The 20,530-nt window shown below is 70.6% G+C and carries 21 protein-coding genes; 15 read left to right on the plus strand and 6 right to left on the minus strand.

The window, feature by feature from the left end; all coding sequences use genetic code 11:
- Positions 1–20: 20 nt before the first annotated feature.
- The 6 genes from IFU11_RS00100 (at position 21) to IFU11_RS20670 (ending at position 7,264) form a co-directional block, all read left to right on the plus strand.
- Positions 21–977 carry a hydroxymethylglutaryl-CoA lyase gene (locus IFU11_RS00100; RefSeq protein ID WP_244631608.1) on the plus strand — a complete coding sequence of 319 codons (957 nt, stop codon included), beginning with the start codon at positions 21–23 and terminating at the stop codon, positions 975–977.
- Positions 974–1,648, plus strand: a complete 675-nt coding sequence (locus tag IFU11_RS00105; RefSeq protein WP_192017866.1) for an FMN-binding negative transcriptional regulator — start codon at positions 974–976, stop codon at positions 1,646–1,648. Before IFU11_RS00100 ends, IFU11_RS00105 begins: the two co-directional genes overlap by 4 nt.
- On the plus strand, positions 1,645–3,108 hold the full coding sequence (locus IFU11_RS00110) for an amidohydrolase (protein ID WP_192017867.1): 1,464 nt from the start codon (positions 1,645–1,647) through the stop codon (positions 3,106–3,108). Before IFU11_RS00105 ends, IFU11_RS00110 begins: the two co-directional genes overlap by 4 nt.
- Before the next feature lie 32 nt (positions 3,109–3,140).
- Positions 3,141–4,778, plus strand: coding sequence for an amidohydrolase (locus IFU11_RS00115; RefSeq protein WP_192017868.1), 1,638 nt, complete (start codon positions 3,141–3,143; stop codon positions 4,776–4,778).
- Positions 4,775–5,956: a M20 metallopeptidase family protein gene (locus tag IFU11_RS00120; RefSeq protein WP_137241572.1), complete on the plus strand. Its 1,182-nt coding sequence runs from the start codon at positions 4,775–4,777 to the stop codon at positions 5,954–5,956. Before IFU11_RS00115 ends, IFU11_RS00120 begins: the two co-directional genes overlap by 4 nt.
- Before the next feature lie 123 nt (positions 5,957–6,079).
- Positions 6,080–7,264, plus strand: coding sequence for a sensor histidine kinase (locus IFU11_RS20670; protein WP_192017869.1), 1,185 nt, complete (start codon positions 6,080–6,082; stop codon positions 7,262–7,264).
- Here the strand turns inward: IFU11_RS20670 and IFU11_RS00130 are convergent.
- Positions 7,253–7,798: a CGNR zinc finger domain-containing protein gene (locus tag IFU11_RS00130; RefSeq protein ID WP_192017870.1), complete on the minus strand. Its 546-nt coding sequence runs from the start codon at positions 7,796–7,798 to the stop codon at positions 7,253–7,255. The genes IFU11_RS20670 and IFU11_RS00130 overlap by 12 nt on opposite strands.
- A gap of 25 nt (positions 7,799–7,823) precedes the next feature.
- Here IFU11_RS00130 and IFU11_RS00135 point away from each other — a divergent pair, with 25 nt between their 5' ends.
- Together IFU11_RS00135 and IFU11_RS00140 are read left to right on the plus strand one after the other, a co-directional pair.
- Positions 7,824–8,042 (plus strand): hypothetical protein, encoded by a 219-nt coding sequence (locus IFU11_RS00135; protein ID WP_192017871.1) that lies wholly within the window; start codon positions 7,824–7,826, stop codon positions 8,040–8,042.
- Positions 8,043–8,130: 88 nt separating this feature from the next.
- The gene (locus IFU11_RS00140; RefSeq protein WP_192017872.1) at positions 8,131–8,595 is read left to right on the plus strand and encodes a carboxymuconolactone decarboxylase family protein; all 465 of its coding nucleotides are present in this window, start codon (positions 8,131–8,133) and stop codon (positions 8,593–8,595) included.
- A gap of 6 nt (positions 8,596–8,601) precedes the next feature.
- Here the strand turns inward: IFU11_RS00140 and IFU11_RS00145 are convergent, their stop codons facing one another.
- On the minus strand, positions 8,602–8,787 hold the full coding sequence (locus IFU11_RS00145; protein ID WP_192017873.1) for a hypothetical protein: 186 nt from the start codon (positions 8,785–8,787) through the stop codon (positions 8,602–8,604).
- 124 nt (positions 8,788–8,911) lie between these two features.
- On the opposite strand from IFU11_RS00145, the gene IFU11_RS00150 reads away from it, so the two are divergent.
- The 3 genes from IFU11_RS00150 to IFU11_RS00160 are packed head-to-tail and all read left to right on the plus strand — an operon-like array spanning position 8,912 to position 11,558.
- A complete protein-coding gene (locus IFU11_RS00150) occupies positions 8,912–9,589 on the plus strand; it encodes a response regulator transcription factor (RefSeq protein ID WP_192017874.1) in 678 nt (225 codons plus the stop codon).
- Positions 9,582–10,940 carry a sensor histidine kinase gene (locus tag IFU11_RS00155; protein WP_192017875.1) on the plus strand — a complete coding sequence of 453 codons (1,359 nt, stop codon included), beginning with the start codon at positions 9,582–9,584 and terminating at the stop codon, positions 10,938–10,940. The genes IFU11_RS00150 and IFU11_RS00155 overlap by 8 nt, the downstream gene beginning before the upstream one ends.
- A gap of 57 nt (positions 10,941–10,997) precedes the next feature.
- A complete protein-coding gene (locus tag IFU11_RS00160) occupies positions 10,998–11,558 on the plus strand; it encodes a hypothetical protein (RefSeq protein WP_192017876.1) in 561 nt (186 codons plus the stop codon).
- Positions 11,559–11,642: 84 nt separating this feature from the next.
- Here the strand turns inward: IFU11_RS00160 and IFU11_RS00165 are convergent, their stop codons facing one another.
- Both IFU11_RS00165 and IFU11_RS00170 read right to left on the minus strand, forming a co-directional pair.
- On the minus strand, positions 11,643–13,481 hold the full coding sequence (locus tag IFU11_RS00165; RefSeq protein WP_192017877.1) for a DEAD/DEAH box helicase: 1,839 nt from the start codon (positions 13,479–13,481) through the stop codon (positions 11,643–11,645).
- Positions 13,482–13,573: 92 nt separating this feature from the next.
- Positions 13,574–14,410 carry a DUF1206 domain-containing protein gene (locus IFU11_RS00170; protein ID WP_192017878.1) on the minus strand — a complete coding sequence of 279 codons (837 nt, stop codon included), beginning with the start codon at positions 14,408–14,410 and terminating at the stop codon, positions 13,574–13,576.
- Between the two features lie 116 nt (positions 14,411–14,526).
- Between IFU11_RS00170 and IFU11_RS00175 the strand changes: the two genes are divergently transcribed.
- Together IFU11_RS00175 and IFU11_RS00180 are read left to right on the plus strand one after the other, a co-directional pair.
- Positions 14,527–15,459, plus strand: coding sequence for an alpha/beta fold hydrolase (locus IFU11_RS00175; protein WP_192017879.1), 933 nt, complete (start codon positions 14,527–14,529; stop codon positions 15,457–15,459).
- A gap of 173 nt (positions 15,460–15,632) precedes the next feature.
- On the plus strand, positions 15,633–17,114 hold the full coding sequence (locus IFU11_RS00180; protein WP_199862085.1) for an MFS transporter: 1,482 nt from the start codon (positions 15,633–15,635) through the stop codon (positions 17,112–17,114).
- A gap of 21 nt (positions 17,115–17,135) precedes the next feature.
- On the opposite strand, the gene IFU11_RS00185 is transcribed toward IFU11_RS00180, so the two are convergent.
- Positions 17,136–17,684: a dihydrofolate reductase family protein gene (locus IFU11_RS00185; RefSeq protein WP_138944517.1), complete on the minus strand. Its 549-nt coding sequence runs from the start codon at positions 17,682–17,684 to the stop codon at positions 17,136–17,138.
- Between the two features lie 118 nt (positions 17,685–17,802).
- Between IFU11_RS00185 and ligD the strand changes: the two genes are divergently transcribed.
- Positions 17,803–18,828, plus strand: coding sequence for a non-homologous end-joining DNA ligase (gene ligD, locus IFU11_RS00190; RefSeq protein WP_137243054.1), 1,026 nt, complete (start codon positions 17,803–17,805; stop codon positions 18,826–18,828).
- Between the two features lie 63 nt (positions 18,829–18,891).
- On the opposite strand, the gene IFU11_RS00195 is transcribed toward ligD, so the two are convergent.
- Positions 18,892–19,212 carry a hypothetical protein gene (locus IFU11_RS00195; protein WP_064295440.1) on the minus strand — a complete coding sequence of 107 codons (321 nt, stop codon included), beginning with the start codon at positions 19,210–19,212 and terminating at the stop codon, positions 18,892–18,894.
- A 261-nt stretch (positions 19,213–19,473) separates the two neighbouring features.
- On the opposite strand from IFU11_RS00195, the gene IFU11_RS00200 reads away from it, so the two are divergent.
- Positions 19,474–20,517: an NAD(P)-dependent alcohol dehydrogenase gene (locus IFU11_RS00200; protein ID WP_064296121.1), complete on the plus strand. Its 1,044-nt coding sequence runs from the start codon at positions 19,474–19,476 to the stop codon at positions 20,515–20,517.
- Positions 20,518–20,530: the final 13 nt, after the last annotated feature.

The following is a 20,530-nucleotide window of genomic DNA, read 5'->3' on the forward strand; positions in this document are numbered from 1 at the left end:
GCGGCCTTCCGCAGCCCCGGATGGAACCGGTGGACGGTCTCCCGACACGGGTGCGCGTCTACGAGGTGGCTCCGCGCGACGGGCTGCAGGCCGAGACGGACATCCTGCCGACGGCGGTGAAAGCGGAGCTCTGTCGGCGTCTGTACGAGGCGGGGTCACGGGACCTCGAGGTGACGAGTTTCGTGCCGGCCACCTGGATCCCGCAGTTCGCGGATGCGGAACGGCTCGTCGCGGGCCTCGAGGTGCCGACCGGTGCGCGAGCAGTCGGCCTCGTGCCGAACCTGCGCGGCCTGCATCGGGCGATCGACGCGGGTGTCCGGGAGGTCTCCGTCGTCGTGAGCGCGTCGGAGTCGTTCGCCAGGGCCAACCTCAACACCTCGCGCGAGGGGGCCGTCGAACGCGCCGAGGAGGTCGTCGCCGCCGCGACCGCGGATGGCGTCCCGGTGCGCGGCTACGTGTCGATGGCGTTCGGGGACCCCTGGGAGGGTGCGGTCGATCCGGCGACGGTCGTCGAGGCCGCCGTCCGGCTGTACCGCGCCGGGTGTTCGACCGTCGCCGTCAGCGACACGATCGGGGTGGGGACGCCCGGGCTCACGACCCGGGTCGTCCGGGACGTGCTCGCCGCCGGGATCCCGGTCGAGGCGGTCGCGCTGCATCTGCACGACACCTACGGGCAGGGACTCGCCAACGTGTACGCGGCGCTCTCGCTGGGCGTCGCCGAGTTCGACTCCTCCGTGGGTGGCCTGGGTCGCTGCCCGTACGCGAAGGGCGCCACCGGTAACCTCGCAACCGAGGACCTCGTGTGGATGCTCCACGGGCTCGGGATCGAGACCGGGCTCGACCTCGGGGCCCTCGCCGCGACGACCGCCTGGTTGGCGCGCGTCCGGGGCGTCGCAGCCCCCTCGAACGTGGCGACGGCCCTGGCGGCCGCAGCGTCCGCGGTCGACACCCCGAGCACCGCAGGAGGCGGCAGATGAGGCACACCACCGAGTACGTCCAGGGCGACGTCGAAGCGGTCCGCGCACTCGTGCGCGAGCACCCCTGGGCGACGGTCGTCAGTCACGTCCCCGGTCGTGGGCTCGTCTCGTCGCACTATCCGGTCCTGCTCGAGGAGGACGAGGACGGGATCGTGCTCCTCAGCCACGTCGGGCGGCCGGATGAGCGACTGCACGAGCTCGGCCAGCACGAGGCCATGGTGATCGTCTACGGCCCCCAGGGGTACGTCTCGCCGAGCTGGTACGACACCTCACCGGCCGTCCCCACCTGGAACTTCGCGGTCGCCCACCTGTACGGGGTGCCCGAACTGCTCTCGGACGAGGAGAACCTGCAGGTGCTCGACCGCCTCGTCGCCCACTTCGAGCGTGTGCTGCCCGAGCCGTACCTGATGAACGGGACGATCGCGAACAGCGAGTACGCGGCACGCATCGTTCACGGGACGGTCGGGTTCCGCCTGCGCGTGACCCGGTTCGAGGCCAAGGAGAAGATGAGCCAGGACAAACCGCCCGAGGTCGTCGAACGGGTCGTCACGGCGCTCGGGGAGCCGGGTCCGTACCGGAACCCGAGCCTCGCCGCCCGCATGGCGGCCCTCCACGGGCTCGACACGGGGACGGCGACGCCGACCACCGACGACGGGACACTCGCGCCGTGACCGACCTCACGCTCCGGAACGCACGGCCCTCCGGCGGCGAGCCCGTCGACATCCTCGTCCGCGACGGTCGGATCGCCGGGATTCGACCGGCCGGGACGGCCCCGGCGTCCGGCGAAGTCGTGGACGTCGCCGGACGCACGGTCGGACCGGGGCTCTGGGACGCGCACGTCCACATGACCCAGTGGGTGATCCAGCGGCGACGGATCGACCTGACCGACACCGCCAGCGCGGCCGACGTCCTCGCGGTCGTCCGGCGCGCGGTCGACACCGGTGCACCCCTCACCGACGGGTACCTCATGGGGTACGGGTTCCGCGACGGCCTGTGGGGGCAGCCGGCGACGCTCGCCGCTCTGGAGGCCACCGAATCGGACGTGCCCGTCATCCTCGTCAGCGGCGACCTGCACTGCGCCTGGATGAACACGCGCGCCGCGCGACGGCTCGGCCTGGACCTCGACGCGAGCGGGATCGTCGCCGAAGCACCGTGGATCGAGGCGCTGCAGCGGATCGACCAGCACTCCGGGCTCGCAGCACACGCCTACCGGGACGCCGCCGACGCGGCAGCCCGACGCGGCGTCGTCGGGATCGTCGAGTTCGAGAACACCGACAATCTCGGCGAATGGTCCGAGCGCATCGCGGACGGCGCGACGAGCCTGCGGATCGAGGCCGCCGCGTGGCCCGACCGACTGGAGTCCGTCATCGCGGCGGGACTCCGCACCGGCGACGCGATCGACCCGGCCGGACTCCTCACCATGGGGCGACTCAAGGTCGTCGTCGACGGTTCCCTCAACACGAGGACCGCCTGGTGCTGGGACCCGTATCCGGGCGTCGACCCGTCGAGTGCGCACGCCTGCGGGGTCGAGAGCGTCTCGGTCGACGAGCTCCGCCGACTGCTGGAACGAGCGAGGGGCGCCGGGATCGAGGCTGCCGTCCACGCGATCGGCGACCGAGCCAACACCGAGGTCCTCGACACCTTCGAAGCGCTCGGGATGCGCGGCATCATCGAGCACGCCCAGCTCGTGCGCGAGCAGGACTTCGCCCGGTTCGCGAGCCTCGGGCTCATCGCGAGCGTGCAGCCCGAGCACGCGATGGACGACCGGGACGTCGCCGACCGCCACTGGAGCGGCCGCACGGGTCGCGCCTTCGCGTTCGGATCCCTGCACCGCGCAGGCGTCGGCCTCCGACTCGGCTCGGATGCTCCGGTCTCGCCCCTCGACCCGTGGCAGGCGATCGCCTCCGCGACGAGCCGGAGTCGCGACGGCCGCGACGCCTGGCACCCCGAGCAACGGCTCCCGCTGGACGTGGCCCTGGCCGCGAGCGTCCGCACTTCGATCGCGGTCGGGCAGCCCGCCGACCTCGTCATCACGGACCTCGACCCGTTCGACGCCGACGCTGAGCGGCTGCGGTCGATGCCGGTCGCCGCGACCCTGCTCGGCGGACGCTTCACCTGGCGCGCGTTCTGATGGCAGCTGAGACCGAGACGGATACCCCTACCATGACGCAGACCGACACCGCGACGCCGACCCACTCGCAGCTCTTCACGAACGCCCGGGTGTTCACCGGCACCGACGAGACGGGCTTCGCCTCCGCGTTCCGCATCGTCGACGGCCGCTTCGACTGGGTAGGGGAGGCGTCCGCGGTCGCGGGGGAACCCGCGGTCGACCTCGGCGGACGCACCGTGCTCCCCGGCCTCATCGACAGCCACACCCACCCGGCGCTCATGGCTGCCACCGCCGTGGCCGCCGAGTGCTTCCCGCCGTCAGTGGTCTCCATCGAGGGACTCGTGGAGCGGCTGCGAGAGCACCAGGCGACGCTGACCGCGCCGAGCGCCTGGGTGCTCGGCCGAGGGTTCGACGACACGAAGTTCCCCGAGGGACGGATGCCGACCACAGCCGACCTCGACGCGGTGTCCGCAGAACGCCCCGTCCTCGTCTGGCGCTGCGACGCCCACTCCGCCGTCTGCAACACCGCGGCGCTCCGCCTCGCGGGCATCACGGCCGCCACACCCGACCCGGCCGGTGCGCGTTTCGAACGCGGACCGGACGGCGAGCCGAACGGTGTCCTCACCGAGATCGCCGCGGTCGAGGCGGTCGCGAGGTTCATCCCGGTGCCGGAACGAGACGAACAGGTCGCCTCGCTCGTCGCGATCGGCGAGGAACTGGCCTCGCGAGGGATCGTCGCCGTATGCGACCTGCTGTCCAACCGACTGCACGACCCCCTCGACGCCTTCCGCGCCGCTGCCGCCAAGGGGCTCCGCACCCGCGTCGCCCTCTACCCGGGCTGGGACCCCTCCGCGCCACTCGCCGAGCTCACTCCGGACGATCGCGAGGGGCGGATCCGCATCGGCGGGGTGAAGGTCGTCCTCGACGGGGCCTACTCGAACCGCACCGCCTGGGTCGCCGAACCGTATCCCGAATCCTGCGACCACGGACTCCGACTCGTCGAGGACGACGACGTCCTCGCAGCCGGCGCCTGGGCTCGCCGCAACGGCGTCCAGCTCGCGGTGCACGCCATGGGCGACCGCGCCCTCGACCGCGTCGCGAGCCTCTTCGAAGACCAGGAGCCCTGGCTCGACGGCATCCCCTCCGTCCGCATCGAGCACGCGACCATCATCAGCGAGGAGTACGCCGAACGGCTCCGCTCCGCGCGCATGACGTTCGGGATCGCCACCCACACCGTGTTCTTCTTCGCCGAATACGACGGCTACGAGCTCGCCCTCCGCGCCGAACAGGTCCCCGACGCCTACCCGATCGCCCGGTTGTTCCGCACCATCGGGCCGCTCGCGCTCTCCTCCGACCGCCCGGCCACCGCCTGGAGCGGCGCCGACGACGTCATGCTCTCCGTCGAGGCCGCCGTCCGACGACAGGCCTACAACGGCGCCGACTTCGTCCCCGAGGAAGCCATCAGCGTCGCCCAGGCGCTCCTGCTGTACACGGGACGAGCCGGCCTGCTCTCGCCGCTCGACAGCGTCGGTCGGATCGCCACGGGATACGACGGCAGCTTCGCCGTCCTCGACCGCGACGTCTTCTCCGTCCCCGCGGACGAGATCGCCACCGTCCGGGTCGCCGAGACCTGGATCCGCGGCGAGCAGGTGTACCGGCGCTCGCCGCAGGACGACGGGGTGCGCTCGTGACCGGCTTCCAGGAGGACGCGACCGCGTTGCGCGACGAACTGATCGCCGTCCGACGCGAACTGCACCAGGCCGTCGAGGTCGGCCTCGACCTGCCCGGAACCCAGCGGATCATCCTGCGCGAACTCGAGGGCCTCGGCCTGGAGGTCACGACGGGCATCGGACTCTCCTCGGTCGTCGCCGTCCTCCGGGGCGGCGCCCCGGGCCCCACCGTGCTGCTCCGTGCCGACATGGACGGTCTGCCGGTCACCGAGGCGACCGGGCTGCCGTTCGCATCGACCTCCGGGGCCATGCACGCCTGCGGCCACGATCTCCACATGGCGGGTCTCCTCGGTGCCGTCCGGCTGCTCGTCGCCCGTCGCGACGACCTCGCCGGCACGGTCGTGTTCATGTTCCAGCCCGGGGAGGAGGGCCAGGCCGGCGCGCGGATCATGCTCGAGGAAGATCTGCTCGACATCGCCGGAGAGCGACCCATCGCGGCGTACGCGCTGCACGTCGACTGCAGCACCCCACGCGGGCAGCTCGTCACGCGGGAGGGCGCGATGATGGCGAGTGCCAACGCGTTGCAGCTCACCGTCCGCGGGACGGGCGGTCACGCGGCGTTCCCGCACCTCGCCGTCGATCCGGTGCCGGTCGCCGCACATCTCATCCTCGCCGTGCAGACCTTCGCGGCCCGTCGGCTTCCGGCCACCGACCAGGCCGTCATCTCCATCACCCGGCTGAGCAGCGACTCCGAGGCCAGCAACGTGCTCGCCTCGGCCGTCAGCCTGGAGGCGAACATCCGCACGCTGTCGAAGGCGACGCTCGAGACGGTGCGCGAGCAGCTGCCTGAGTTGCTGACCGCGATCGCCGAGGCGCACGGCTGCACCCTCGAGTCGACGTTCATCGCGTCCTACCCCGTCACCGTCAACGACCCGGAGGAGACGCGGTTCGTCCTCAGCACGCTCGACGCGCTCGTGGGGCCCGACCGGGTCGTCCGGCAGGAGGTGCCGTCGATGGCGTCGGAGGACTTCGCCTACATCCTCGACGAGGTCCCCGGCACGCTCGTCTTCGTCGGTGCCGCCCCCGATGAGGGCTCCGTCGCCCTGCATTCCGAACGCGCGGTGTTCGATGACGGCGTCCTGGACCTGCAGTCCGCGGTGCTCGCCGAACTCGCCTGGAGACGTCTCCAGCTCGCGTGAGCGACGGTCGACCGTCCGGGTAGGGAGTGGCACATCCCGGACGTATCCGACAGCCGGGGCAGTGCATGTGCCCTGGATGGGTAGCATGGACACGTTCCGGATTCCGACGACGAAAGGGCGCGCGTGATCACCGCAGAGGACATCACGAGGCGCTCCGCGATCGCCGAGTACCAGGTCGTCGGTCGTCCGCCCGAGACGGACCTCGAGAGTCTCGTCCACCTCGCCGCGACCATGTGCGACGTGCCGACCGCCGTGATCAACATCATCGACGACCGGTTCCAGCACCAGATCGCTGCGGTCGGGTTGGAACCGGCGAGCTGCTCGCGCGAGGACTCGATGTGCGCGGTCGTGTTCCAACAGCAGGTGCGGACGATCGTCTCGGACGCTCGGGAGGACCCGCGCTTCGCGGCGAACCCCTTCGTCACCGGTGAGCTCGCCAGCGTCCGCTTCTACGCGTCGAGCCCGCTCGTCACCCCCGACGGCGTCCCGATCGGCACCCTGTGCATCTTCGACGACCGGGTCCGTGAGCTGACTCCGGAACAGGGCAAGGCCCTCGACCTCCTCGCGAGGCAGGTCGTCGACGTCCTCGAGCTGCTCCGCCTCACCTACGAGCTCGGCCAGTCCAACGAGCAGCTCGCCCAGTTCGCCGGCCAGGTGAGCCACGACCTGCGCAACCCGCTCATGGCGGTCTCCGGGTTCCTCGAGCTCGCGACCGACAGCCCGGACATGGTGAACGCGCCGCACGCGGCGAAGGCGCTCGCGCGAGCCGAGTCCGCCGCCGACCGGATGGCGGCGATGATCATCGACCTGCTCGACTTCGCCCGGATCGGTGGCGCCCGTCCGCGACGCGTCCCGATCGACCTCGGGCCGCTCGTGTCCTCGGTGGTCGAGGACCTCGATGCGACCATCACCTCGACCGGCGCGACCGTCGACGTCGACACGCCCTTCCAGGTGCAGGGCGACGAGACGCTGCTGGGCGCGCTGCTGCAGAACCTGATCGCGAACGCGGTGAAGTTCAGTGCAGCGGCCGGAGTCGTCCCGCACGTGCTGGTGCAGGCCGAGCGGGTCTCCGCCGGGGTGCTGGTCGCGGTCGAGGACAACGGTCCCGGTGTCGCTCCGGAGCAGCGAGAGCGGGTCTTCGACCTCATGGAACGCGCGGCGGGGAGCGAGGTCGCCGGCCTCGGCATCGGCCTCTCGACCTGTCGACGCATCGTCGAGGCGCACGGTGGCCGGATCGAGATCGACGAGTCGGGGCTCGGGGGAGCGAGCGTCTGGTTCCTGTTGCCCGACGCCCGATCAGCGGCCTGAGCCGCCCGCGCGTGCGCGGTGCCTGCGGACGCCCGACCGGTTGGCGCACCGCACCGAGCAGTAGCGCTGACGGCCGTTGCGGGTGACGTCGACGACGACCCTCCGGCAGGTGTCGCCCGGTTCGGTCCCCGCGGCACACCGACCGAGACGCTGCATCCCCCTGGTCGTCAGGTGGAGGGCCGTCCCGACGCTGATCACCGCGGCGAGGACCTCGGGGAGCGCCTGATGCTCGTCGCGGTAGTGCAGGTGCCACCCCTCGCCGTCGTGGTCCGTCAGCCGCGGGAACGCGGCCGCGGAAGCCATCTGGCGGTTGAGCGCGGCCGCCCTGGCCTGATCGTCGGCTGCATCGACGACGGTCAGCCACTCATCGACGACCCGGCGGACGCGGGCGTGGTCACGTGCCACCTCGGTGAAGGGCATCGTCATCCCGTGCTCGCGGGTGCGGGCGACGATGCCGTCCCGGTCGTCGGGCCAGTCGTTCGCCAGCGACGCGGCCAGGAGGACGGCGTACGAGCCGTAAGGGTTGAGATGCATAACGCCATTACATCATGGTGGAGTCATGACCCTCCTCGATGCACCCCCGCAGTCCTCCGAACCCTCGCCGAACGCCCTCGACGCCTGCCCCCACACCTGGGCGACGGAGTCGGCGCACACCACCTCGGAGGGGTCGCTACGCTACCTCCGGTGCGCCGCCTGCGGCAGTCGTCGGGTGGAATTGCGACCCCACGGCGACGCATCAGCGGTGCCGGTCACGCGCCAGGACATCCCGCCACGGTGACGCGGCACGCTGACGTCGTCCCGCCATGCGCGTTAGCGTTGGACGAATGCGTGCGGGACCGCGCCCGCCCAGTGACGAGAGGAACCCCATGAGCGCCGACGTCTGGCTCGACAAGGAATCACCCGAGGTCTACCAGGCGCTCGTCGAGACCGGGCGTGCCGCGGGTCGCGCGGCACTCGACGCCGGCATCGACAACCGGCTCATCGAGCTGATCCGCATCCGGGCCTCGCAGATCAACGGCTGCGCGTACTGCCTGCGCCTCCACGTCGCCGATGCGATCGCGGTCGGCGAGACCACGGAACGCCTCGCCATCCTGTCCGCCTGGCGCGACAGCGAGTACTTCAGCCCGATGGAGCAGGCCGCACTCGCGATCACCGAGGACGTCACCCTCATCGCGGACGTCCAACACCGGCGGCGCCTGCCGGACGACGACCTGTCGACGCTCACGAACGGTCAGATCGCCGCGGTCCGGTGGCTGGCGATCGTGATCAACGCCTTCAACCGCGTCTCGATCACGAGCCACTACCCGGTGCACCCGGAGCAGGCGGACTGACGGCGGTCAGTCCTTCCGGCGCTTCGCGCCACGGAACCACGCTGCGACGCGGGTGCGCAGTCCGTCGGAGTACTCGTTCGAGAGGTCGAGGGTCTCCTTGCCGAGATCGCCGCCGTTCCTGATCGACTCGAGCGCACGCAGCGCCCGGGCCTCCTGCTCGGCGGCTCGCTTCCGGCGGTCCTCATCACCCATGCGCCCAGCCTAGACGGGGGTCCACGCCGGACCGTCCCGCTTCAGCGCTGCTTCAGCTTGTCCGCGCCAGACTGGGACGCGCCGCTCGACCGTCGACCGGCACGGAGCCTGGAGGTCGCACCGGATGCGGATACTCGTCGTGGACGATGAGGTGCGACTCGCCGACGGCGTTCGGAGGGGGCTCGAAGCGGAGGGCTTCGCCGTCGACGTCGCTGCGAACGGGGTCGACGGCCTGTGGATGGCCGGCGAGCATCGCTACGACGCCATCATCCTCGACATCATGATGCCGGGACTCAGCGGCTACCGCGTCTGTCAGCAGCTCCGCGACGCGGGCGACTGGACCCCGATCCTCATGCTCACGGCGAAGGACGGCGACTGGGACCAGGTCGAAGCCCTCGACACCGGTGCCGACGACTTCCTGAGCAAACCGTTCTCCTTCGCGGTGCTCGTCGCGCGGATCCGCTCACTCGTCCGACGTGGATCGCGGGAGCGGCCGGCGGTGCTCGAGGTCGGCGAACTGCGGCTCGACCCGGCGTCGAAGCAGGTCCACCGGGGCAATGTCCCGATCGACCTGACCTCGCGCGAGTTCGCGGTCCTCGAGTTCCTCATGCGACGCGGCGGCGAGGTGGTGTCGAAGCGCGAGGTCCTGCAGAACGTCTGGGACGACGACTTCGAGGGCGATCCCAACATCGTCGAGGTCTACGTCGGGCATCTCCGCAACAAGGTGGACCGCCCCTTCGAGCGTGCTTCGATCGAGACGGTGCGCGGGTTCGGCTACCGGTTGGCGGGCGGGCGTGGCTGACGCCGGGCCGCACGGAGCGGTCGCGCCCCGACGGCGGCTGTGGCGGTCGGTCCGAGCCCGCGCGGCACTGGGATCGGTGCTCGCGGTCGGACTGTTCCTCGGGGTCGGCTCCGTCGCGTTCGTCGGCCTGTTCTCCGCGGCGCTCCGTTCCGGCGTCGAACAGAGCGCCTCGGCCGAGGCGGAGAGCGCCGCGGCGCAGCTGGCCGCGGCGGACGCGACGACGCTGCCCGAGGATGACGGTCGACTCCTGGTCCTCGTCGAGGACGGCCGTGTCGTGGACCGGACGGATGACGAGATCGAGCTCCCGACGCCGATCCCGGACGGTGACGTGTTCGTCTCGGTCGTCGACGACGAGCCGGTGGTGTTCGCCGGCGAGGACGTCGACGTCGACGGGCGTGACCTGGTCGTCCTCGCGGGCCGCTCCCTCGAGGAGACCGATGACGCCGTCGGACTCGTGTCGACGCTCCTGCTCATCGCGGTGCCCGTGCTCGTCGCCCTCGTCGGCGGCCTGACCTGGCTGCTCGTCGGGCGTGCGCTGGCGCCGGTGGAACGCATCCGCCGTGAGGTCTCGGAGCTGGGGGCCGGCGAACTGCACCGACGGATCGAGGTCCCCGACACGGGCGACGAGATCGGTCGCCTCGCCGGGACGATGAACGGCATGCTCGAGCGGCTCGAGGACGCCCAGATAGCGCAGCGGCGGTTCGTGTCGGACGCCTCCCACGAGCTCCGCTCACCGCTCGCGGTGATCAGGCAGTACGCCGAGGTGGCGTCGCTCCACCCGGACCGAGTGGACCCGGCCGAGTTGTCCTCGACGGTCCTCGAGGAGGGCGCCAGAATGCAGGGGCTCGTCGAGTCGCTGCTCCTGCTCGCGAAGCTCGACGAAGGGGCGACGGGCACCGCACGGCGCACGGTCGACGTCGACGACCTCCTGCTGGCGGAGGCTGCTCGTCTCCGGTCTGCCGGCGGACTGCGTGTCGAGTCCGCGGCCGTCGCGGCGGCGAGGATCGACGGCGACGACGTCCTGCTCGCCCGGGTGGTGCGGAACCTCGTCGACAACGCCGTGCGGCATGCGCGCTCCGTGGTCAGGCTCGGATGCGCAACCGACGGCCGGGTCGTCAGGATCTCCGTGGAGGACGACGGCCCCGGCGTGCCGGTCGAGTCCCGCGCACACGTGTTCGAACGGTTCGTCCGCCTCGACGAGAGTCGTTCGCGCGACGCCGGCGGATCGGGCCTGGGCCTGGCGATCGTGGCCGACGTCGTGCGGCTGCACGGTGGGTCGATCGAACTCGTCGACAGCGCGCTCGGCGGGGCGGCGTTCATCGTCACGCTCCCGGCGTCGTCCGCTTCCTGAACGCGGCTTCAGCTCGCTTCAGGTCCGCTTCAGCGCTCCTCGGACAGTCTGGGGCACATGAACGAGAACACCGCCTCCCAGCCCACCGATCCCACGCAGCCCACCGCAGCCACCGAGCGCATCGAACCCGTCGAGCGTGTCGAGGCGACCGACCACACCACCGTCCCCGCGACCCCGGCGACCACCGGCAAGCCGGCCTTCTGGCGCCGGAAGCCCGTGTGGATCACCGCGATCGTCGTCGGGGCCCTCGCCCTCGGCGGAGCCGGTGCCGCCTACGCCGTGGACGAGTTCGGAGACGCCGACGACGACCGCGTCGCGGCTGCGTCCAACACCGACCGCGACGGGGGAGCCGCCATCGACGACGACACCACCGCAGCCATCGATGACCGCGACGCCCGTGACGCCGACGACGTGCCGCTCACCGACACCGAGTTCGACGCGGCCTCGAAGGCAGCGCTCGCCGAGGCGAAGGGCGGCACCGTGACCGACGTCGACCGCAGCGACGACCCGGGCGAGGCGTTCGAGGTCGACGTCCTCCTCGAGAACGGCGACGAGCTCGAGATCGCGCTCGACGCGGACTACGCCGTCGTCACGAGCGTGCTCGACCCGCGCGACTGACGGACGCACCCCGCCGGGTGCGGAACGACGAGAGCCGGACGGAATCCCATGATTCCGTCCGGCTCTCGTCGTGTGTGTGGCGTGCTAGGAACGCGGCTTGCGGTCGTACGAGCCGCCGCCCGTGCCGCCCTCGTCGTCGCGTCGGCGGGCCGGGCCGCCGCGGTCGGGACGGAGCTCGATGAGCTTGCCGCTGATGCGGGTGTTCTCGAGACGGTCGAAGACGTCGTTGCCGAGGCTCGCCGGCAGTTCGACGATCGAGAAGTCCGGCTTGATCTGGATCGCGCCGAAGTCCTCGCGCTTCAGGCCGCCCTCGTTCGCGAGCGCACCCACGATCTGACGTGGGTCGACCTTCTGGCGACGACCCACCGCGATGCGGTACGGGGCCATCGGTCCGCTGGACGGACGGCTGCGACGCTCGGGACGGTCGCCCTGATCGCCACGGTCGCTACGGTCGCCGCGGTCGAAGCGCGAGCCGCGGTCACCGGAGTCGCGACGGTCGCGACCGGCGCGGTCGTTGCCACGGTTGGTGCTGTCGAACTCCTCGCGGCGGCGGCGCTCGTCCTCAGCCGAGAGGAGCAGCGGCGTCTCGCCCTGTGAGACGACGGCCAGGGCCGCGGCGACATCGGCCTCGGGGACGTCGTGGTGGGAGACGTAGTGGCCGATGATCTCGCGGAAGCGCTCGATGCGATCGGTCTGTCCAAGCGCTTCGGTGATCGCGTCGTCGAAGCGGGTGAGGCGTGTGGCGTTGACGTCGTCGACGCTCGGCAGCTGCATCTGCGTGAGCGGCTGACGGGTGGCCCGCTCGATGGCCTTCAGCAGGTGGCGCTCGCGCGGCGTGACGAAGCTGATCGCGTCGCCCGTGCGCCCGGCGCGGCCGGTGCGGCCGATGCGGTGCACGTAGGACTCGGTGTCGACGGGGATGTCGTAGTTGACGACGTGGCTGATGCGCTCGACGTCGAGACCGCGCGCGGCGACGTCGGTCGCGACGAGGATGTCGAGCTTGCCGGCCTTGAGCTGGTTGACGGTCCGCTCGCGCTGCACCTGGGCGACGTCGCCGTTGATGGCGGCCGCCGAGTAGCCGCGCGCCCGGAGCTTCTCCGCGAGCGTCTCGGTCTCGTTCTTCGTGCGCGTGAAGATGATCATCGCGCTGAAGTTCTCGGTCTCGAGGATGCGGGTCAGCGCGTCCACCTTCTGCGGGTACGAGACCGTCAGGTAGCGCTGCGTGATGCTGGCCGAGGTCGTGGTCTTCGTCTTGACCGTGATCTCTTCCGGGTTGTTCAGGTACTTCGCGGAGATGCGACGGATGGACGAGGGCATCGTCGCGGAGAACAGCGCGACCTGCTTGTCCTTCGGGGTGTCGGCCAGGATCGTCTCGACGTCCTCGGCGAAGCCCATCTTCAGCATCTCGTCGGCCTCGTCGAGCACGAGGTACTTGAGCTCCGTGAGGTCGAGGGTGCCCTTCTCCAAGTGGTCCATGATGCGACCCGGCGTGCCGACGACGATGTGGACACCGCGACGGAGGGCCGACAGCTGGACGCCGTAGCCCTGGCCGCCGTAGACGGGCAGGACGTGGACGCCGCGCAGGTGGGTGGCGTACTTTTCGAACGCTTCGCAGACCTGGAGGGCGAGCTCACGGGTCGGTGCGAGGACGAGCGCCTGCGGCGTCTTCTGCGTGATGTCGAGGCGGGACAGGATCGGCAGGGCGAACGCCGCGGTCTTGCCGGTGCCCGTCTGTGCGAGGCCGACGACGTCGCGTCCCTCGAGCAGCAGCGGGATGGTGGCCGCCTGGATGGCGGACGGGGTCTCGTAGCCGACGTCCTTGAGTACCTTGAGCACCGCGTCGTCGAGGCCGAGGTCGGAGAAGGTCTGCGTAGCGCCGGCGGGTTCCGCCTCGGGCTGCGTCGTGGAATCAGAAGACGTCATACTCCTAACGGTAGTCGCAACGCAAGCGTTTGCAGGACATGGTCTGGAGCGGACCCGTCCGCGTCGTCGTCCGAGGCGCCCGCCTCACCGTTCTACAGGCTGCCCCAGCGCGCCCGGGCACCGCAGAAGAGTCCGTAGGCGATGAGCCCGACGCCGACCACGAGCAGGATGACCACGCCGAACGGGAGCGCGGCCAATGCCGAGATGGCGCCGTCCATGCCGGAGGCCTTCTCGGGGTCCTGGGTCGCGGCGGCGACGATGAAGAGGATCCCGACCGTGATGAGCGCGACGCCCTTCGCGATCCACCCGATGACGCCGAGGACGACGACGGCGCGCTTCGTCGTGCCGGCGGGCGGGTGCACGTCCTCGAGGAACTTCTGCGTGACGCCCTTGAAGACGAAGAAGCCGCCGATGCCGATGACCACGAGGCCGACGACGATGACGACGAACACCCCACCGGGGGAGGACAGGAGCGTCGCCGTGAGGCCCTGGCTGGACTGCGAGGAGTCCTGGCTGCCGCCGAGGGCGAAGGTCAGCGCGGTCGATCCGACGGCGAAGTAGGCGATCGCGCGTCCGGCGGTCGAGATCCGCTTGCTCCACCGCTTGCGGGTGTCGGATTCGCGTACGAGGAAGGCGGAGATCGCCGTCCAGAGACCGAGCGCGAACAGCCCGACGGCGACGACCCAGATGATGACGATCCCGCCGGGCGAGCCTGCAAGCGTCTTCAGTGCACCCGACTGGTCCGCGTCACCGCCGCCGCCGGATCCACCGCTCGCGCCGGACAGGGCGATGGAGATCGCGATCCCGCCGATGAGGACGTGGAGCAACCCGTTGACGGCGTGGCCGGTGCGGGCGAGGGTACGGAGGGTCGTGCTGTTCTTAGCGGTTCCAGCGGCTTGGTCTGCGGCGGCGCGTGCGTTCTCAGGCATCAGACCACGGTAGCGGCCGGGTTCCCGACCGGAAGGGGGGTTGCGCGCCGCACCGGGGGACCGGCGTCGTCGATCGAGCACCGATCCGAGCGGTACCTCGTTTCCGAATGACACGTATGCCCGTGAACTCCTCGCGTCCTGCCCCGCCGGACGACCCCTCCGTGATCACCGCCGATGCGACCGTGCTCGGCCTGGGACGCGTCACGGTGGACACCGACATCGGACCGGTCACCGTCCGGGCGGGTCGTGAAGCGGGCGGACCGGCCACGATCCTGCTGCACGGCGCCGCCGGTTCCTGGACCACGTGGTCACCACTCCTCCGAGCCGACGACGAGCGGGGCGCGGTCGTCGACGACGTCATCGCCGTGGACCTCCCGGGGTGGGGTGAATCGGCGCTTCCCACCGCCGACGCGGTGACGGTCGGAGACCTCTCCGCAGCCGTCGCGACCGTCGCCCGCTCGCTCGGCTACCGGTCCTGGCGCGTCGTCGGGCACTCGCTCGGCGGGTTCGTCGCGCTCGACCTCGCCGTCCGCGAGCCCGAGTCGACGATCCGGGTCGACCTCGTCTCGCCGACGGGGATCGGCGTCGTCGAGGCGATCCGCCAGCCGGTCGGTGGCGGCGCCCGGCTCCCGTGGTTCGCGGGCATGCTCCTCGGGATGCGTGTGCTGCAGGCGCTCGGTGAACGCGGGCCCGGGCTCGTCCGCGCGCTGAACCGGATCGGCCTGTTGGCGCCGCTCATGTCGCCCCTGTTCGGACGACGCCGGGACCTCGACCGGTCGGTCGTCGACGCGCTCGCAGCCGACGTCCGGCCGGCGTCGTTCCTCCTGGCGGCCCGAGCGGCCGCCGCCTACGACCTGCACGTCTGGCGCGGCGTGCGGTGTCCCGTCCGCTGCATGATGGGCGACCGCGACGTCTTCATCGGGCCCGACGATGCAGCCGTCCTCACTGCCCTCGTCCCGGACCTCCGACTGCGCACCCTGCCGGCGACCGGGCACTTCGCGGCGTTGGAACACCCGGAGGCCGTCCTGGAGCTCGTCACCTCGGAGTGATCCGCGTGGCCTCACGGGTGCAGCGACGTCGGCATCCGCTATCCTGGTCCTCTGCCCGACTTCGTGGTTGGGGTGGTTGATCGTCCGCACCGTGCTGCACTCGCGCCGTGTGTCGAGCATCGATCTGGGGCTGGAAACCCCCAGCACCCACACCCCTCGCACGGAGGTCCTCCTTGTCTGCATCCGCAGCCACCGCATCGCACCCCACCAACGCACCGTCCGGTTCTCCGGCCCGCCGCTGGTGGGTCCTCGTCGTCCTCGCGATGACGCAGCTCATCGTCGTCCTCGACGGCACGATCGTGAACATCGCCCTTCCGGCAGCCCAGCAGGAGCTCGAGCTGTCGGACACGCAGCGTCAGTGGGTCGTCACGGCCTACGCCCTCGCGTTCGGCGCGCTGCTGCTGCTCGGTGGCCGCATCGCCGACTACTGGGGCCGGAAGCGCACCTACCTGGTCGGCATGGTCGGCTTCGGCGCCGCATCGGCCTTCGGCGGGTTCGCCCAGAGCGGGACCGAGCTCATCGTCGCCCGCGGTCTGCAGGGCGTGTTCGCCGCGCTCATGGCACCTGCCGCACTCGCGCTCCTCACCGTCACCTTCTCCCACGGACGCGACCGCAACACGGCCTTCGCCGTCTTCGGCACCGTCGCCGGTGCGGGAGCGGCCGTCGGCCTGATCCTCGGCGGCGTGCTCACCGAGTTCGTCGACTGGCGCTGGTGCCTCCTCGTCAACGTGCCGTTCGTGATCGTCGGACTCATCGCCGGCCTCATCCTCGTGACCGAGAGCAAGGCCGAGGGCGACAACCGCTACGACTGGCTCGGCGCGATCACGGTCATCCTGGGCCTCGGCTCCCTCGTCTACGGCTTCACGCTCGCCGAGGGCGGCTGGGGGAGCGCCGACACGATCGGCTTCCTCGCGCTCGGTGCGGGACTCCTCTCCCTCTTCGTCTTCATCGAGATGCGCGTTGCACAGCCCCTGCTTCCGCTGCGCATCGTGGCGGACCGGGTCCGCGGCGGTGCCTTCCTCATGCAGATGATCGTCGGCAGCGTCATGATCGGGGCCCTGCTCTACCTGACGTTCCACCTGCAGATCGTGCTCGGCTTCCCGCCGCTCGAGGCGGGCATCGCGACCCTCCCGATGACCGTCGCGATCATGATCGTCGCCCCGATCGCCACGAAGCTCCTGCCGGCCATCGGCCCGCGCCCGCTGCTCATCATCGGTCCGCTCATCGCGGCGGCCGCCCTCGTGTACCTCAGCCGCATCACGGCCGACGGCGACTACTTCGTCCAGGTGCTGCCGGCGCTCCTCGTGCTCGGGATCGGCATGGCGATGATCTTCGTCCCGATGCAGAACCTCGCGCTGACGGGTGTCGCCCCGCACGACGCCGGTGCGGCCTCCGCCACGGCGAACGCCTCCATGCAGATCGGTGGGTCGATCGGCCTGTCGGTCTTCACCACGGTGTACGCGAGTGTCACCGACCAGGCGACGGTCACCGATCGGGCGTCGCAGCTCGTGGCGTTCACCCAGGGCTACTCGGCGGCGTTCATCGCGGCTGCGGTCGGCCTCGTGATCGCGAGTGTCATCGCCATCGTCTGCATCCGCGGTCGCAAGGAGGACCTCCTGCCCTCGGGCGACCAGCAGGCCGTCCACCTGGGCTGAGTCGGCCGTGCGGCGACCCGCCTAGGCGCGGGGAGCGTATGTCGAGAGCACGTTGCCGGAGCTCGTCCGCACCGAGTGGACGAGCTCCAGGCGTGTCACGGGGTCGCTCGGTTCGAACAGATGACGCCCGGCGCCGGCGACCACCGGGTGGATCATGAGGGTGAGCCGGTCGAGCAGACCGGCGAAGAGGAGCTGCCGCACGACGGAGATGCTCGCCTGCACCGCGATGCGCCCGCCGTCCTGCTGCTTGAGCTCCTCGACGAAGGACTCGAGCGTGCCGGGGATGAGCGTCGCGTTCTCCCAGGACAACGGGCCCGCCAGGGTGCGTGATGCGACGTGCTTCCGGACGGGGTTGATGAAGGAGCCGAACGGGTCGTCGTCGCCGACCGTCGGCCAGAACCCGCTCCACTGCTCGTAGCTCACGCGGCCGAGCAGGACGTCGTCGATCGGAGCGATCGCCTCGGTCATCATGGCGCCCATGTCGGCGTCGAAGTGGTCGAACTGCCACTGATCGGGCGACTCGACGACGCCGTCGACGGATTGGAAGAGAGAGGCGTGGACCTCGCGCATGGTGGCTCCTCGGCAGGGTGGTGACGGCGGGTTCGATGGACAGGTCCCGTTCTACTCCGCTGCGGCGACGAGCACCACCCTCGTGACCACGCCGGGCGGGGCGCGTACGGTGTCCGACATGGCCAGCACCGCGATCGTCCTCACCGTCCCCGGACCGCACGGCGACCGCGAGGTACGTCTCTCCAGTCCCGACCGCGTGCTCTGGGAGGAGTCCGGTGTCACGAAGCGGGAGCTCGCGGAATACCTCATCGAGGTCGCGCCGGCCTTCCTCGCCGCCAACGGTGACCGCCCGGTGTCCCTGCAGCGGTTCCCGGGCGGTGTGGACGGTGAGTGGTTCTTCTCGAAGAACCCGCCGAAGGGAGCGCCGGAGTACGTCCGGGCGGTCGACGTCGTGTATCCGAGTGGCCGGCGGCATCCGCAACTCGTCCTCGACGAGGCCGCTGCGGTCGTCTGGGCCGCGCAGATGAACACGGTCGTGTTCCACCCGTGGCCGTCACGGGCATCGGACACCGACCATCCGGACGAACTGCGGATCGACCTCGACCCGCAGCCGGGAACCGACTTCGCCGACGCCGTGCGCGTTGCGGGCTCGCTGCGGGAGCTGCTGACGGAGGTCGGTCTGACGGGGTTCGTGAAGACCTCCGGCAACCGAGGTGTCCACGTGTTCGCGCCAATCGAGCCGGAGCACGAGTTCCTCGACGTCCGGCACGCCGTGATCGCGGCGGCTCGGGAACTGGAGCGACGGGATCCCGACCGGGTCACGACCTCGTGGTGGAAGGAGGAGCGCGGTGAACGCATCTTCGTCGACTACAACCAGGCGAACCGCGACCGGACGATGGCCGGCGCCTACAGCCCGCGTGCGCTGGCCTCGGCGACCGTCTCGTGCCCCGTGACCTGGGACGAACTCCCCGAGATCGATCCGGGCGCCTTCACGGTGCGGACCGTCCCGGAGCGACTCCGGACCACCGGAGACCCGTGGGCCGGCATGCACGACACCGCCGGGCGCATCGACGTCCTCCTGCAGTGGTGGGAGCGGGACCTCGAGCAGGGACTGGGGGAGCTCCCGTTCCCTCCCGACTTCCCGAAGATGCCGGGCGAGCCGCCGAGGGTGCAGCCGAGTCGCGCCAAACACTCCGAGGACTGAGCCCACCGGACACACGAACGCCCGGTGACCGTGGATCACCGGGCGTTCTGCGGACTCAGGGCGCTATTCGGCCTTGCCGAGGGCGAAGCGGACGCCGCCCTGCTCGTCGATCTGCGCGTCGAGGACCGCGTCGCTCAGGGCGACGGCTGCGGACTCCTCGAGGAAGACGGTCGCTCCGGCGCTCTCGATGACCTGGTCGGCCTCGTGCGGCGTCGCCGTCATGGTGACTTCGAAGTTGTTGTCGTCGGAGCTGCTGCTGATGCGCAATCCGGCGCCGTGCGTGAGCGACGACGCGTCGTCCGGGACGACCAGTCCCGGGGTGAGTGGTGCGTTCTCGGCGAGGGTCTTGACGACTCGGCCAGCGTTCTCGGTCAGGGTGAGCATGTGTGTTCTCCGTTCCGTTCGCGAATACGAGTTCCCCACCTTGCTCGGGTTCGCGGCAGGATGCCACCCCGAGGCCGATCCTCTGCGGGAACTGCCAAGCAACTCTGCAGGGATTCACACCTCCGCACCGCTCGTAGCACAGCTCGGGTGATCGTCCCTTGGGGGTTCGTCCGGTGGAGTGGGCTGCTAGCGTCGAACGTGCTGTCCGGCGCGTGCATCCCGCCCCACGGCACCCCCAACACCCCCAGCCCGAGGAGTCCTATGACCACCGTCGCCGCCATCATCAAGCCCACCGCCGACGCGCCTTTCGAGGTCGGCACCATCGAGCGCCGTGCGCCGCGCGCCAACGACGTCGTCATCGACGTCCACTACGCCGGCATCTGCCACAGCGACATCCACCAGGCCCGCGAGGAATGGGGCAAGGCCATCTTCCCGATGGTCCCCGGCCACGAGATCGCCGGCATCGTCACCGAGGTCGGCGACGCGGTCACCAAGCACCAGGTCGGCGACCGCGTCGGCATCGGCTGCTTCGTCGACTCCTGCCGCGAGTGCGAGAACTGCCTCGCCGGCGAGGAGCAGTTCTGCCTGAAGGGCAACGTCGCCACCTACAACGGCCGTGAGTACGACGGCGAGCCCACGTACGGCGGCTACAGCAAGCAGATCGTCGCCGACGAGAACTACGTGCTGAGCATCCCCGAGGGCATCGAGCTCGACGTCGCGGCACCCCTGCTGTGCGCCGGCATCACCACCTACTCGCCGTTGAAGCACTGGGGCGCAGGTCCCGGCAAGCAGGTCGCCATCGTCGGGATGGGTGGCCTCGGTCACATGGGCGTCAAGATCGCCCACGCCCTCGGTGCAGAGGTGACCGTGCTCAGCCAGACGACCTCGAAGGAGGAGGACGGCAAGCGCTTCGGGGCCGACCACTACTACGCGACCGGCGAAGAGGGCACCCTGAAGTCGCTCCGCGGACGCTTCGACCTCATCATCAACACGGTCTCCGCCGACCTCGACATCGACGCCTACCTGTCGACCCTCAAGCTCAACGGCTCGATGGTCTTCGTCGGACTGCCCGAGAACACGCAGCAGTTCCGGGTGTTCTCGCTCGTCGGTGGCCGCCGCTCGCTCGCGGGCTCGAACATCGGCGGCATCCGCGAGACGCAGGAGATGCTCGACTTCTGCGCCGAGCACGGCATCGGCTCGCAGATCGAGCTCATCGGTGCCGACGAGGTCGAGGGCGCCTACGACCGCGTGGTCCGCAGCGACGTCCGCTACCGCTTCGTCATCGACACGGCGACGATCGGCTGATCGCACCGATACC

Origin of the sequence: Plantibacter sp. CFBP 8804 (assembly GCF_014841225.1) — a bacterium.
In the GTDB taxonomy this organism is placed as follows: Bacteria; Actinomycetota; Actinomycetes; order Actinomycetales; family Microbacteriaceae; genus Plantibacter; species Plantibacter auratus.